The organism is Bradyrhizobium sp. HKCCYLS2038, from assembly GCF_051167655.1.
Classification (GTDB): domain Bacteria; phylum Pseudomonadota; class Alphaproteobacteria; order Rhizobiales; family Xanthobacteraceae; genus Bradyrhizobium.
In genome coordinates this window covers 1-14,510 of record NZ_JBNPTM010000002.1, presented here as the reverse complement: position 1 = coordinate 14,510, position 14,510 = coordinate 1, and the positions used below count along the sequence as shown (strand labels likewise).

General features: G+C 64.3%; 11 protein-coding genes and 1 pseudogene. 3 read left to right on the top strand and 9 right to left on the bottom strand.

Features of this window, described 5'->3' with window-relative positions:
• Window positions 1-89: 89 nt before the first annotated feature.
• The 9 genes and pseudogenes from ACQR1I_RS09320 to ACQR1I_RS09280 all read right to left on the bottom strand — a co-directional run bounded on the left by ACQR1I_RS09320 (window position 90) and on the right by ACQR1I_RS09280 (window position 9,596).
• Complete coding sequence (locus ACQR1I_RS09320) at window positions 90-1,466, bottom strand: ATP-binding protein (protein ID WP_434864329.1); 1,377 nt, start codon at window positions 1,464-1,466, stop codon at window positions 90-92.
• 4 nt (window positions 1,467-1,470) lie between these two features.
• Window positions 1,471-2,124: a response regulator transcription factor gene (locus tag ACQR1I_RS09315; protein ID WP_434864328.1), complete on the bottom strand. Its 654-nt coding sequence runs from the start codon at window positions 2,122-2,124 to the stop codon at window positions 1,471-1,473.
• Window positions 2,125-2,187: 63 nt separating this feature from the next.
• The gene (gene ccmI, locus ACQR1I_RS09310; protein WP_434864327.1) at window positions 2,188-3,507 is read right to left on the bottom strand and encodes a c-type cytochrome biogenesis protein CcmI; all 1,320 of its coding nucleotides are present in this window, start codon (window positions 3,505-3,507) and stop codon (window positions 2,188-2,190) included.
• Complete coding sequence (locus ACQR1I_RS09305) at window positions 3,504-3,992, bottom strand: cytochrome c-type biogenesis protein (RefSeq protein ID WP_434864326.1); 489 nt, start codon at window positions 3,990-3,992, stop codon at window positions 3,504-3,506. Before ACQR1I_RS09305 ends, ccmI begins: the two co-directional genes overlap by 4 nt.
• Window positions 3,993-4,012: 20 nt before the next feature.
• Entirely contained in the window at window positions 4,013-4,549 is a 537-nt protein-coding gene (locus ACQR1I_RS09300; RefSeq protein ID WP_434864325.1) for a DsbE family thiol:disulfide interchange protein, read from the bottom strand.
• A gap of 8 nt (window positions 4,550-4,557) precedes the next feature.
• Window positions 4,558-6,546 carry a heme lyase CcmF/NrfE family subunit gene (locus ACQR1I_RS09295; protein ID WP_434864324.1) on the bottom strand — a complete coding sequence of 663 codons (1,989 nt, stop codon included), beginning with the start codon at window positions 6,544-6,546 and terminating at the stop codon, window positions 4,558-4,560.
• 259 nt (window positions 6,547-6,805) lie between these two features.
• Entirely contained in the window at window positions 6,806-7,873 is a 1,068-nt protein-coding gene (locus ACQR1I_RS09290) for an ankyrin repeat domain-containing protein (RefSeq protein ID WP_434865102.1), read from the bottom strand.
• A gap of 27 nt (window positions 7,874-7,900) precedes the next feature.
• Window positions 7,901-8,209, bottom strand: a pseudogene (locus ACQR1I_RS09285) (tetratricopeptide repeat protein); the annotation flags it as partial.
• 85 nt (window positions 8,210-8,294) lie between these two features.
• Window positions 8,295-9,596 carry an NAD(P)-binding domain-containing protein gene (locus ACQR1I_RS09280; protein WP_434864323.1) on the bottom strand — a complete coding sequence of 434 codons (1,302 nt, stop codon included), beginning with the start codon at window positions 9,594-9,596 and terminating at the stop codon, window positions 8,295-8,297.
• 358 nt (window positions 9,597-9,954) lie between these two features.
• On the opposite strand from ACQR1I_RS09280, the gene ACQR1I_RS09275 reads away from it, so the two are divergent.
• The 3 genes from ACQR1I_RS09275 to ACQR1I_RS09265 form a co-directional block, all read left to right on the top strand.
• Entirely contained in the window at window positions 9,955-10,833 is an 879-nt protein-coding gene (locus ACQR1I_RS09275; RefSeq protein WP_434864322.1) for a pyridine nucleotide-disulfide oxidoreductase, read from the top strand.
• A 12-nt stretch (window positions 10,834-10,845) separates the two neighbouring features.
• Window positions 10,846-12,204: a cytochrome c3 family protein gene (locus ACQR1I_RS09270; RefSeq protein WP_434864321.1), complete on the top strand. Its 1,359-nt coding sequence runs from the start codon at window positions 10,846-10,848 to the stop codon at window positions 12,202-12,204.
• A 549-nt stretch (window positions 12,205-12,753) separates the two neighbouring features.
• Window positions 12,754-14,510, top strand: a 1,757-nt coding sequence (locus ACQR1I_RS09265) for a cytochrome c3 family protein (RefSeq protein ID WP_434864320.1), incomplete at its 3' end; no start/stop codon positions are given.

Genomic DNA, 14,510 nt, shown 5'->3' with positions numbered 1-14,510 from the left:
TGTTGACTGCGCGAGGCTGGCAATGGAGCGTCTGTTCACCCGCGCCTCGGTGAGGGCGGCCTCGTGTAGCGAAGCGGGCACCAATCCTGTCACGATGAGCCTGGATCACCTTTCTTTCGAAGCGAGAGCTTCAGGGCGACGCCGCCAATTCGCGAATCCTCGATCCATAGTTGCCCGTCGTAGAGGCTGGTCAGATCGCGGGCAATCGCCAGACCGAGGCCGGTGCCCGGCTTCGCATCGTCGAGCCTCGTGCCCACGTCGAACACGCGCATGCGATGTTCGACGGGAATGCCGGGCCCGTCGTCCTCCACCGTGATCAGGACGGTGCTGTCGAGATCCTCGATCGAGATCACGACGCGGTCACGGGCCCATTTCGCCGCATTGTCGAGCAGGTTGCCGATGAGCTCGGTCAGATCGTTGGTATCACAGGCAACGACGATGTCGGTTGCTCCTTCGACGTCGAACCGCCGGTCATGCCCCGGGCTGAATTGCGAGTAGGTGTTGATGACGCTTCTCAAGACGTCGGCGACGACCGCAAACGCACCTGCATTCGCGATCGTGGAGGCCTTTGCGCGCGCCGTCTGGTAGTCGATGAGCAGCGCCATGCGCGAGCATTGCTCGGACAGGATCTGCGCGTGGCGCTCCTGACCGGATGCTTTCAGCCGGGCGGCCTGCTCGTCGAGGATTGCCAGAGGTGTCTTCAGCGCGTGTGCAAAGCTTCCTGCCATCACGCGGGCGCGGTCGACCATGCTGAGATTGGCCGTGATCATCCCGTTCAGCTCGGTGACGAGCGGCATGATCTCCTCCGGCAGGTCCTCGGGCAGCCGTGTGGCCTTGCCGCTGCGCACGTCCACGATGGCGCGACTCATTCGCTGGAGCGGCCGCAGGCCGTACGCGACCTGAGCATAGGCGGTACCGACCATGGCGAGGGCCAGCAGACCGAGCGTTGCCATCAGCGTCAGATTGAGGTGCTCCATCTCGTCACTGATCAGTCGCTCGTCGGCACCGACGCGGACATCGACGGGTTGTCCGAGACGAGACGGATCGCTGATGTTGCGGACCATGCGCATCGGTCCGGTCGGTCCTTCCACGTTCGTCAGCGCAGTGGAGGGTGGCAGTGAGTCCTCGCGGGTCTGCTCGGTCGTGGCTGAAAGTGAGAGGTCATCCGGCAGCGAGGGCGAGCGGGCGGTTTCGCCGTTCGGCAGGATGACCTGCCAATACATTCCGGACCTGGCCGGAGAGAAGCGCGGGTCGCTCAGGTTGCGGGCGATGAACAGCCGCTGTCCCGCGTCGAGTTCCACGAGATCGGCGAGCTCGCGGGCGTGATCCAGCAGGTCGTGATCAAAATGGGCCTCGACGACGCGGCGAATGACGATCGAGAGCCCGAGCCCGCTGGCGAACAAGACGATGGAAATCCAGATCGCGGCGACCCCGATCATCCGGGCTCGGAAGTTGCGGCTGAACATTGGTCTATCCGAAACGATATCCCAGGCCTCTGACGGTGCGGATGCAGTCACGCCCCAGCTTTCTCCTGAGCCGGGCGATGTAGACTTCGACCGTATTGGAGTCGCGGTGGTCGCTGGCGGGATAGATGTGCTCCAGCAGCTCGGCTTGCGATACGATATGATCGGCGCGGCGCATGAGAAGCTCGAGGACGCGCAGCTCGAGGGCCGTCAGGTCGACGATCTCTCCGTCCTTCTTGACCAGGCCAGCGGCCGCGTTGAATTCGATCTGGCGGAGCCGCAGCACGGCCTCCGGTCTGCTGGAAACGCGACGGAGCAGCGATCTGACGCGCGCGACGAGCTCCTGAGCCTTGAAGGGTTTTTCGAGATAGTCGTCAGCGCCTGCGTTCAGGCCGTTGACACGCTCGACCCAGCCGCTGCGGGCGGACAGGATCAGCACGGGCAGCGTCTGTCCGTTGTGTCGCCAGCGTTGCAGCACGTCGAGGCCCGAGAGGCACGGCAGGCCGAGGTCGAGGACCGCGGCATCATAGGGCTGGCTGTTGCCCAGCATCCAGCCCTGCCTGCCGTCGGTGGCGAGATCGGCCTCGAAGCCGGCATCGGCCAGGCTTTCCCGGATGCGCTCCGCGTAGACGGGCTCGTCCTCTATGAGCAGAATGCGCATGGCCATGACTCCGGTTGTAGAGACGGGGCCTGACGATGCGGACCCGCCGATTGGCCTCGAACGCTATGGATTGATCCCGAGCTCTTTGGCAGCGTCAGCGATGCGCGTGCGCTCCGAGACGTCCTCCGCGAACACCGACAATGCGCGTTGCAGCGACTGCTTGGCCGCCTCGACCTCGCCCAGCACCACGCGTGAGCGGATCAGCTTGATCCAGCCTTCCGCATCGCGCGGTGATTGTTCGAGACGACTCGCAAGGCCATCCACCATGCCCCGGATCATGAGGTTGCGATCCCCGGTGGACATGCCTTCCGCCTTGCGGATGTCCTCGGCGCGCGGGCCGCGCGGCTCCGCCGGCTCGGTCGCGGCGGCCTTGCCGGAGCGCAGGAGTTCCTGCATCCGCTCGGCGGAGAGGTCCGGCCGTGCTGGCGACGCCGAGCGGTCATCCTCTCCGAGCTCGCGACGGAGCGCGCCAAGCCGCTGCTTGAGATCGGGCAGCCACGGCTCGTTCGGATCGGCTTCCGAGACGATCGACGTCCAATCGGCCATCGCGCCCCGTTTGTCTCCCTCCTGCTCCTTGACGACACCGATGAAGAAGCGGGCGCGAGCGTCCTTGGAATCCAGTTTGAGGGCTTCGTCGAAATCCGCGCGGGCCTCGGAGGTGACGGTGCCGTCTGCGGCCCGCACCAACGCTTCGCCCCGCGCGCTGCGGTATTCGGCCGAGCCCGGCCGCAGCTCCATGGCGCGCGCATAAGCCTGTGCCGCCTCTGCAAAGCGCTCGATGTTGAACAACGACCAGCCCAGCAGCCGCCATCCGTCCGGATCCCTGGGATTCCGCTCCAGTCGGGCCTGCACACGCCCGATCATCTCTTCGACCGGCGGCAATCCGCTGCCCTGTTGCGGTTGGTCGCGACCGTCCTGACTGGTCATTTGCTCCAACGCTGCGATGGCCTGGGGGCCGGCGTCGGTCCGCGCTTCGCCGACCGACCGCGCGGTGGTGCTGCTGGCGGTCTGGCCCGGCCCAGCCGCAGGGACATCCGGGTTTCCGATGATCGCGTACAGGACGACGGAGCCGAACACCACCGTCGTCGCGACGACGGCGACCGCGAACTTTCGCTCGGAGCTGGTGAGGGTGGGCGCCGGCGGTTCTTCGGCGGCGGCTGCGGCCAGAATGCGCCGCTTGATCTCGCTGGCCGCGTTCTCGCCGTCCGACTTGTCGATCAGGCCGCGTGCGGTCTCGCTCTCGATCTCGCGGAGCTGGTCGTGGTGGACGGCGAGTCCCTGAGCCGATGCCAGCCGTCTCCGTTCGTAGTTGCGGATGAAAGGCGTCGAGATGAGCACGGCGGCCACGGAAATCATCGCCGTCAGGATCAGCCACAGCATCATGAGAGGCTCCGTCGATCGAGGATCGCCTTGATGGATTTGAGTTCGTCGGCGCTCAGCGGTGCGACGTGCTCCGCATCGGGCGCGGTCGCATTGGCGGCGGCGCGGCGCACGTAACGGCCGAAGCCGACAATGGCCGTGAGCAGCGCGAGCAGCGGGCCGATCCACAGCGGGATCGTGTTCAACTGCAAGGGAGGCTTGAGCAGCACGAAGTTGCCGTAGCGTGCGACCAGGAAGTCCACCGCCTGCCGGTCGCTGTCGCCGGCTTGCAGGCGATCACGCAGCAGCACCCTCAGATCATGCGCCAATGGCGCATTGGAGTCGTCGATGCTCTGATTTTGGCAGACGACGCAGCGCAGCTCCTGGCCCAGCGCGCGGGCGCGGGCCTCCAGCCTCTCATCGCGCAACATTTCGTCTGGAAGCACCGCATGGGATGGTGAGCACGTCGTCGCCAGCACGAGCGAGCTGACGAGCAGCGCCTCGGCCATGCGCGTGAGTCGCCGGCAGGTCATGACTCGCTCCTGAGTGCCTTGAGCAGAGGTTCGAAATCCTCGCGCCAGACATCCTCGGTCAGCGGGCCGGGATAGCGGAAGCGGATGCGGCCGGCCCGATCGATCACGAAGGTTTCGGGAACGCCGGTCACGCCAAGATCGATGCCGGCCCGGCCGGACTCATCGGAGCCGACACGTTCATAGGGACTGCCATGCTTGGCGAGCCAACGCTTGCCGTCGTTCCGGTCGTCCTTCCAGTTCAGGCCATAGATCGGGATGGTTGAGCTCCCTGCGAGCTTGAGCAGCATCGGGTGTTCGACGCGGCATCCGGGACACCAGGATGCGAACACGTTGAGCAGGACCACGTCGCCCTGCAGGTCGGTACTGGCAAGACCGCCGCCCTTGCCGTCCAGCGACGCGAGCTGGAAGCGCGGCGTCGGCTTGTCGATCAGGGTCGACGGCATCCGCCGCGGATCGTTGGTCAGGCTGAAAGCCAATCCAGCGGCCAGCGCGGCGAAGGCGACGAGAGGAATGAGATAGGGAAGGCGCGGCATCTCTCGTCCTATTCGGCAGGAACTGCAATCGGCACGGGCCGCATCGCCCGTCGCGGAGCGCCGACACGAAATCTGCGGTCGGCCAGCGAGACGAAGCCGCCGAGGGCCATCATCAGCGCGCCAAGCCACACGAACGGCACCAGAGGATGATAGTAGCAGCGCACCGCCCACGCGCCCTTGTCGTCGGGATCGCCGAGTGTCACGTAGACGTTCCAGATCAGGTTGGTTCGAATGCCGGCGGCCGTCGTCTGCTGTTGTCTGACGGGATAGAAGCGGCGTTCGCTGGACAGCTGCGTGAACGGCTTGCCGTTCCGCGTGATGTCGAAGGTGCCGCGCTCGGCCTCGTAGTTGGGGCCTGGAAATTTCCCGATCGCGCGCAGCTTGATGTCATAGCCTGCGAGCTGCAGGCTCTGGCCCGGCCGCAGCATCTGCACCTTCTCGCTGGCCCACGCGGTCATGCCGGTAATGCCTGCCACGGTGATACCCATTCCCGCATGGGCCAGCACCAGGCCGTAGAATGCGAGCGGCGTGGTGCGCGCGAGGTTGAGCGAGGTCGCCAAGGGAGTCGTCGTGCCGAGGCGCATGCGATGGGCCAGCAGCATCAGCGAACCGACAACGAGCCAGACCGCAATGCCGAAGAAGAACGCGATCAGGAGGCGCTGTCCAAACGTGACGATGAGGATCGCGACGGCAACCAACGCCGCAAGTCCCCCGGCCAGGCGGAGCCGTAGCAGCGCCGCTGTCAGCAGATCGCGCTTCCACTTCAGAACCGGGCCGATCACCATGGCGAGTAGCAGCGGAACCATGATCGGAATGAATGTCAGGTTGTAGTAGGGCGGACCGACGGAGATCTTGTCGTTGCCGAGCATGTCGACGATGAGCGGGTAGAAGGTGCCGAGAAACACGGTGGCCACGGCCGCCGTGAGCAGCACGTTGTTGAGGACGAGGCCGCTCTCGCGGCTGACGGCTCCGAACAATGCACCGTGCTTCAGGCTCGGAGCCCGGATCGCGTACAGCGTCAATGCCCCGCCGGTCGCCAGCAGGATCAGAGCCAGGATGAAGGCGCCACGCGACGGGTCCTGTGCGAAGGCATGAACGCTGGTGAGCACGCCGGACCGCACCAGGAACGTCCCGATCAGGCTCAATGAGAAGGTCACGATGCCCAGCAGGATCGTCCAGCTCTGGAGGGCGCCCCGACGTTCGACCACCAGGGCGGAATGCAGCAGTGCAGTCCCCGCGAGCCACGGCATGAACGATGCATTCTCGACGGGATCCCAGAACCACCAGCCGCCCCAGCCGAGCGTGTAGTACGCCCATGCGCTGCCCAGCGTGATTCCAATCGTGAGAAAGCACCAGGCCGCGAGCACCCAGGGTCGGACCCAGCGGGCCCAGCTGGCATCGACCTTTCCCTCGATCAGCGCCGCGACCGAGAACGAGAACGCCATCGAGAAGCCGACATAACCCAGGTACAGAAACGGGGGATGGAAGGCGAGGCCGGGATCCTGCAAGATCGGGTTGAGCCCATTGCCTTCGAGCGGCGCATCGGCCAGCCGCGTGAACGGATTCGACGTCGAGACGATGAACGCCAGGAAGCCGAGACCGATCATGCCGTGGACGCCGAGGACGTTGCTCTGCAGCCGGTCGGGAAGGCTCGTTCCGAACAGGGCAACGGCAGCGCCGAACAAGGAGAGGATCAGGACCCACAGCAGCATGGATCCCTCATGGTTTCCCCAGACTCCGGAGATCTTGTAGAGCAGCGGCTTCAGCGTGTGAGAATTGGCCGCGACGACTTGAACTGAGAAGTCGGAGTGGACGAACAGCGACGTCAGGCATGCGAATGCGATCGCAACGAACAGAAACTGAGTCAAGGCGGCGTGACGTACGAAGCCGGCGATCATCGCGGATTGGCGACGCAGCGCTGCGAATGGAACGATCGACTGCACCAGCGACACGAACAGCGCGAGAATGAGCGCAAAAGATCCGGCCTCCGCTGTCATGTCGTCTCTCCGGCTGCAGGAAATATTCCTGCAACTAACTATCAAGTGTCTGTGATGCGTTGACAATCAATGCGCCGAATGAGGCATCATTCGTACGGAATGATGATGATCCATCGACGTGCGTCATGATGTAATTGCAACTAATTATCACTGGCCGTCAGCGATCAAATGCGAAGCAGCCTCGCTGCAAAACGATATGTCCGACAGAACATAACGATTCAAACGCTGCGATACCGGTCGAGCGAAACGAGTTTCGACGCTATTCAAGAAGCTTGGCGATGTCGCCGTGACCGCTGGCGGTGGCGATGTCGATTGCGCGTTCGCGGCGCTTGTTCCTCAATTGCTTTTCGGCACCGGCGGCAACAAGGCTCTGCGCGATGCCGGCGTTGCCCTCGAGGGCTGCCATCATCAACGCGCTCATGCCTTGGCCGTTGCGGACGTTCGGATCCGCCTTGCGCCGGAGAAGTTCACCAACGACGTCGGCAAGCCCCGCCCGCGCGGCGAGGATCAGTGCGGTATTGCCGCTGCGGGTCGCGCGTTTCGGATCGGCTCCATGATCCAGCAGCTGCAGCGCGGCGGTGGCGCTGCGGCCTTCGATCGCATTCAGCAGCGGCGTCTTGTCGTCGGCGTCGGCGCGGTTGACGTCGGCACCTGCGCGAACCAGTTGCTCGAGCGCCCGCGTATTGCCATTGCCCGCCGCGTGCCACAGCGCCGTGCGGCCTTGCGCATCGGCGGCGTCGAGCTCGGACCTCTCAATGAGCTGCCGGTCGAGCGGGCCATTGGGGCACGATGCGACCGCGACCATCAATGGGGTTCGGCCGCCTGTAAATGGCGGCAGATGCCCGGATGCGCCATCGAGGAGGGCGGCGATGGCCGTTCCGTTGCAGCGGCTGAGCGCCATCAGCAACGCCGTCGTGCCATCCGCGCGCGTCGCTGATGGATCGGCCGCCTTTGCCAGCAGCAGTTTGACGACATCTCCACGATCCTTGTCCGCCGCCAGCATCAGCGGAGTATCGCCGCGTCGGTTGCTGGTATTCGGGTTCGCTCCCGAGGCAAGCAGCAGTTCGACGAGCGGCCGATGTCCGGCGTCGGCGGCGATCGCCAGAGGCGTATTGCCGTCCTCGTCGACGGCATCGAGGTTCGCCTTCGCTGCGATCAGCTGGCGCATCGGATCGAGCTGGCCGCGCAAAGCGGCGTCGATGATGGCCGGGTGGCCGTTGCGCATGGCGGCCTGAGCGTCGAGCGCCGGAAGCGGCCTGCGCGCCGCTTCGCGCTCCGGCTCCTTGGCGCGGGGGCGCGCGTTCCGGGAGGCCATGTCGGCCAGCAACTGCTCGGCCGGCTGATAGCCGGCTGCAGCCGATTTGTGAAGCCACTCCCGCGCCCGCTCAGGATCGGCCGGCGTTCCGCGCCCCGCGAGCCACATCGCCGCGACGTTGTACTGCGCCTTGGCGTGTCCCTTTCTCGCGCTTGCCTCCATCCATTTGAACGCGAGCGCGTCGTCTGACCTGGTGCCGAGACCGGAGCGGTAGAGCGACGCAAGCCGATACTGCGCTTCTGGATCCCCGGCATTGGCGGCGCGCTCGAGCAGCTTCAGGGCGTCTTCGGGACGTCCGGCACGGATCGCGGCATCGGCGGCCTGGCTCGTGGATGCTGCGGAGGCCATGCCCGCTGCATCGTCGCCGGCCATGGCGGGCGATGGTCCGGTCAAGCCGAAAAGGCAGATCAGCGGGATGATGATGTGGGAGGACTTATGCCGTGCCATATTTCGTCTCGACCTCGATCCCCATGCTCTTCAGGAATGCGGTGGGCAGAATGCCGCCGACGCAGACGATCACGGCATCGTTTCGGATGGCGCTCGTCGTGCCATCGGCATTGATCTCGACATCGTCGGCACCGATCCGTTTGACCGACGAATTGTAGATGACGCGGAGCCGTCCCGACCGGGCGGCTGCTTCGGTCCTTTGACGGTTCTTCAGCTTCGCGCGGCTGAACGAGTCGCTGCGGTGGGAAAGGGTCACGGTCGTTCCAGGCTCTTCGGCGATGGAGCACGCGGCTTCCAGCGCAGCGTCGCCGCCACCGACGACGAGCACGTGCTGGCCGCGATACTGTTCGGGATCGATCAGCCGATAGACGACCTTGGTCTGCTCTTCGCCCGGGACATCCAGCTTGCGCGGTGTGCCGCGTCGTCCGATCGCCAGGAGCACGGCATGCGTCTTGTAGCTGCTGCGGTTCGTCTTGACGTCGAAGCGATCGCCGACGCGACTGACCGCTTCCACGCGTTCGCCGACGTTGACCTTCAGCTTCGCCTTGCGCACGATGCTCATGAAGAACGCGATCAGCTGCTCCTTGCTGAGCTCCCTGAAGTTGAACTTGCCCGCGAGCGGCAGGGTGAACGGAGCCGTCATCACCAGCTTGCCACGAGGAAAGTGCGCGACAGTGCCGCCGAGCGAGTCCTGCTCGAGGGTGACGAAGCGGAGCCGATGCTGCAGGCAGGCAAGACTGGCGGAGAGGCCGGCGGGACCGCAGCCGACGATCACGACGTCGAGCATGTCGGACTTGCCGATGCTCTTGACCTTCCGGACGGAGTCGATGGCCTGGCGGCCCTGCTCGATGGCGTTACGGACGAGCCCCATCCCGCCGAGTTCCCCCGCGATGAAGATGCCGGGCACGTTGGTCTGAAACGCCTCGTCCACGTTCGGAATGTCGATGCCGCGCGTTTCGGTGCCGAAGACCAGCGTGATGGCGTTCACGGGGCACACCGCCTTGCAGGCGCCGTGTCCAATGCAATGCGAAGGCTCGACCAGCGCCGCCTTGCCGCCGATCAGGCCGAGAATGTCGCCCTCCGGACACGCCCTGACGCATGAGCCGCAGCCGATGCACAAGGCAGGATCGATGATGGGGTGGAGCGATGCCGGTTCGAGCAGGCCGGCGTCCTTGGCGGCCGAGAGCTTCGCGACACTCTTGACTTCTCTCCTCTTGCGCACGGCCATGTAGGTGGCCCAGACGCCGAACATCGGCGCGGCGTAGACGATCAGTAGATCGAGCGCCATGTCGTCTCTCTCCTGTTCTTATCGACTAACAGAAGGCGAGATAAGTAGCTTGCGTGGGAATCCGCGCGGAAGAAGCCGTGGCGGTATTAGATGCAAACTCTTCTCAAGAGACGCCGACATAGAAAGTCCAGAATGATCTGTAGTTCTGCGAACAAGATGAGTGCACTCGTTGAGCAGATGCCGTCGGCGGAAATATGGCTCGGACTGATATCGGACTAATGGACTTAGTGTCGCACGGCGTCAAACAACGTTGCGAATGGTTATCAGTACTCGATCTCTCGTCTGCGAATTTGAGATCCGCAAGCGAGCCGGATGTCTGCCGATCCGGCATTCGGGTTTCACGGGAAGTGTCGAGGACATGAGCAGAGCAGCGGTCGCTCGTGCGAGTGGAAATCCGTTTCGAGGAACGGTTCCCGTCCTGATCACGCTTCTTGTTGTCGCAGCGATCGCCGCGGGATGGCTGCAGAAGGAGGAGGAGTATCTGACGCCGGGATCGGGGACCGGCTATTGGCTCGGTATATACGGCAGTGCGGCAATGCTGTCATTGCTGGCCTATTCGATGCGCAAGCGCTTCAAGTCGCTCCGCGGAATCGGCTCGGTCCCGTTCTGGTTCAGGACGCACATGCTGCTGGGCGTCGTCGGGCCGGTGCTGATCCTGTTTCATGCCAATTTCAAGCTGGGGGCACTCAACAGCAACGTGGCCTTCTTCGCCATGTTGATCGTTGCGATCAGCGGCGTGATCGGCCGATACATCTACGGCAAGATCCATATGGGTCTTCACGGTGGAAGGGCGCGCATCAAGGAGCTGCTTGCGGAAGCCGAGGCGATGAGGATTGAGCTCGGTCAGGAGATGCAGGCGGCGTCCTTCGTGTCGCGGGAGTTGGCGGCGTTCAGCAAGGGGCTCGATAACAAGGTACCGCGAACTGCGCTGGGAAGCCTGCGGACCGGGGCGATCATCGCGGCGCGGACGCGGCGCCTGCGTGCCAACGTGGTTGCGGAAGCGCGCCGGCTCATTCGCGCGGAAGCCAAGCGTGCGCAATGGTCGCGGCGTGAGCGGCGGCGACGCGAGAAGCGAATCGAAGAAGTCGTGCGGAGATACGCAATCGCGGTGCGGAAGGCCGCAGAGCTGACGTTTTTCGAACGGCTGTTTTCGCTGTGGCACGTACTCCATTTGCCGCTGTTCTTTCTGATGCTGCTGGCGGGGGTCGTTCATGTCTGGGCCGTTCATCACTATTGACGGGGTTTCGTGATGAGGTGGCGCCTAGCGGCCGTCGTCGCTGCCATGGTCGGTGTCGTGCTGCTGTCGGCTGGGCTTCGCGCGCAGACGATGCTGGAAAAGCTGGTCATGCCTGGCCCGCTGGTCGAGAAGCACGCCAAGCTCGAGAGCGAATGCGGCAAGTGCCACGAAGCGTTCACGCGGAAGGCGCAGTCGGGCCTATGCCTCGATTGCCACAAGGAGATTGGCGTCGACCGCGCGCAGCATGAGCGCCTGCATGGACGCGACCAGGCGGCGCTGACTCAGGAGTGCAGGCAGTGTCACACCGATCACAAGGGGCGTTCAACCGACATCGTCCAGCTCGACAAGGAGACTTTCAATCATGACATGACGAACTACAGGCTGGTCGATGCGCACAGGAACGTGCCTTGTACGGGATGTCACGCCGCGAAGGTGAAGTTCCGCAACACACCCACGACCTGCTTCGAATGCCACAAGGCGCTCGATCCTCATCGCGGCCGGCTCGGCGAACGCTGCGAGAACTGCCACACCGCGGTGAAATGGCGCGCGACCAGGGAATTCGACCATACGAAGACGCGGTTTCCCCTCGTTGGCGCTCACAAGTCAGTCGCGTGTGCAACGTGCCACTCCGGCCAGCAATACAAGGATCTGCCGACCTCCTGCGGCTCATGTCACCGTCTTCAGGACGTCCATGGCGGCCGCTTCGGCGACAAGTGCGAGACCTGCCACGATCAGGAGAAGTGGAAGACGGTCCGTTTCAATCATGACAAGACCCGCTTCGCGTTGCGCAATGCGCATGCCAAGGTGAAATGCGAGAGCTGCCATACGGGTGATCTCTATCGCGACAAGCTCGCGACGTCGTGCGTGTCCTGTCACCGCAAGCAGGATCCGCATCAGGGCAAGCTCGGCGACCGTTGCGAGACCTGCCATAGCGATGCGGGCTGGCGGAAGAAGCTCTCGTTCGATCACGAGATTACGCGGTTCCCGTTGATAGGTCTGCACAAGTCGGTGCCTTGCGAGGAGTGTCATCGGACGCCGACCTACAAGAATACGCCGGTGGTCTGCGAAAGCTGCCACAAGGATTTCCACCAGGGGAAGCTCGGAGGGCGGTGCGCTACGTGTCACAATCCGAACGGATGGCGGCTGTGGCGCTTCGATCACGCGCGGCAGACCCGGTTCCCGCTGGTCGGTGTCCATCAGAAGATCACCTGCGAAGCCTGTCACAAGGCCAAGTCGCCACCGGACCTGAAGCTGCCGATGGATTGCTACAGCTGTCATCGCAGCGCGGACGTGCACAACGGCACCTTCGGTCAGAGCTGCGAGCGCTGCCATGTCGCAACTGGATGGCGCAACGTTCAGATCAGGAACTGATTCGATACGCAGCCTTGCGGGCAGTTGACGTCGCTGCGAGCTGAGATGAGTTCGCAGCAGCGGGCAGCTTGCCAGCAGATCAATGGCTTGGGCGCTTCGCTTGCGAGCACGTCGCGCGCGAACGACGCCAGAAACCTTAACCCGCATTCAGCTTGAGTTCAGCTTGGCCCCGTTTTGGGCCAGCTTTACCCGTCTCTGGAAGCCCTGTCGTAGGCGTGGCGCATGCGGCGTGATCTGTCTGACAACTGAGTTGTCGGCCCGATCGGCGTGGCGTCCGAGTGGGGAGCAAGTAGGCGTTCCGAGTGTTCGGTGGCCGGGGAAGACATGCCGCCGGGGACGTAGGGGAAATCCGCAAGAGTGTCTTGAAGAGTGTCTCGGTTTGTCGGGGCGACCGCGAGCAGCGGACGCCCAACGGCCGCGGCTGGATTGCGATCGGACGGTCTCCGTTGAACGTCCGAATCGCGACCGGGTCGAGCGTGAAGATCGGAGTGTGAGTTGAGCGGCTGCTACAGCAAGCTGGGGCTGTTGGCGCGAGCATCGCGGTACCTGATGCGGTGGCTGCTCGCCGGTATGCTGCTCGCTTTGGCGCTGGCAGGGCATGCGGCCGCGCAGAGCTCATTCGACCATCTCTCGACCGGATTTCCGCTGACCGGGAGCCATGTCGGTGTGGAGTGCTCGTCCTGCCACGTCGGCGGGCGCTTCAAGGGCACGCAGACGCAATGCGCCAGTTGCCACAACGGCGCGCAGACGGCGGGCATGTCGGTCAACCACCCGATGACCACGAGGCGATGTGAGAGCTGCCATCAGACCTCGACATGGAAGGACGTTCGGGCGATCGATCATACTCAGGCGAAGGCGTCATGTACGACCTGCCACAACGGCATGATGGCACTCGGCAAGCCGAAGAGTCACATCACGACGGCGGCGCCGTGCGATACATGCCACAAGTCGACGGCGAGCTTTCGCGTCAGAATGAAGATGGATCACGCCGGCATCGTCGCCGGTTGCGCCAACTGTCACAACGGGACGACGGCGCGCGGCAAGTCCAGCAACCACCTTCAGACCAATCAGCCGTGCGAGTCCTGCCACACCAGCACGGCCAGCTTCGGCGGCGCCGCCTTCGCTCACAAGACCACCGATACCAACTGCGCGACCTGTCACAACGGCAAGACCGCTCTGGGCATGACCACGCCGCCGCACATTCCGACCGGGACGCTGCAGTGCTCGAACTGCCACAGCAACACCGCGGCGAGCTTCACGACCTACACGATGAACCACGCCGCGGTGGCGACGGCCCGTTGCGACAGCTGTCACAACGGCTCCTTCACCGGCCAGGGCACCAAGGGCGCGCTGGGCACAGCGTCTTTCCCGAACCATGTCGCCACCGGCGGCGCCGACTGCGTCAGCTGTCACGCCAAGGCAGCGAGTGGCGGCTTCACGAGCTGGGGCGGCGGCGTCTTCGCTCACAAGACGACCGACACTAACTGCGCGACTTGCCACAACGGCAAGACCGCGCTGGGCATGACGACGCCGCCGCATATCCCGACCGGGACGCTGCAGTGCTCGAACTGCCACAGCAACACCGCGGCGAGCTTCACCACCTACACGATGAACCATACCGCGGTGGCGACGGCGCGCTGTGACAGCTGCCATAACGGCTCCTTCGCCGGCCAGGGCACCAAGGGCGCGCTGGGCACCGCGTCGTATCCGAACCATGTCGCGACTGGTGGCGCGGATTGCGTCAGCTGTCATGCCAAGGCAGCGAGTGGCGGCTTCACGAGCTGGGGCGGTGCGGCGTTCAAGCATGCCGCCACCGACACCAACTGCGCGACCTGCCACAACGGCAAGACGGCGATGGGCTTGACGACGCCGCCGCACATTCCGACCGGAACGCTGCAGTGCTCGAATTGCCACAGCAACACGGCGGTGAGCTTCACGACCTACACGATGAACCACGCCGCGGTGGCGACGGCCCGTTGCGACAGCTGTCACAACGGCTCCTTCACCGGCCAGGGCACCAAGGGCGCGCTTGGCACGGCGTCGTATCCGAACCACGTCGCCACCGGCGGGGCCGACTGCGTCAGCTGTCACAGCAAAGCTACAAGCGGCGGCTTCACCAGCTGGGGTGGGGCGGCTTTTAAGCACGCCGCGACCGATACGAACTGCGCGACTTGTCACAACGGCAGGACGGCGATGGGCATGACCACGCCGCCGCACATTCCGACCGGTACGCTGCAGTGCTCGAACTGCCACAGCAACACCGCGGCCAGCTTCACCACCTACACGATGAACCACGCCGCGGTGGC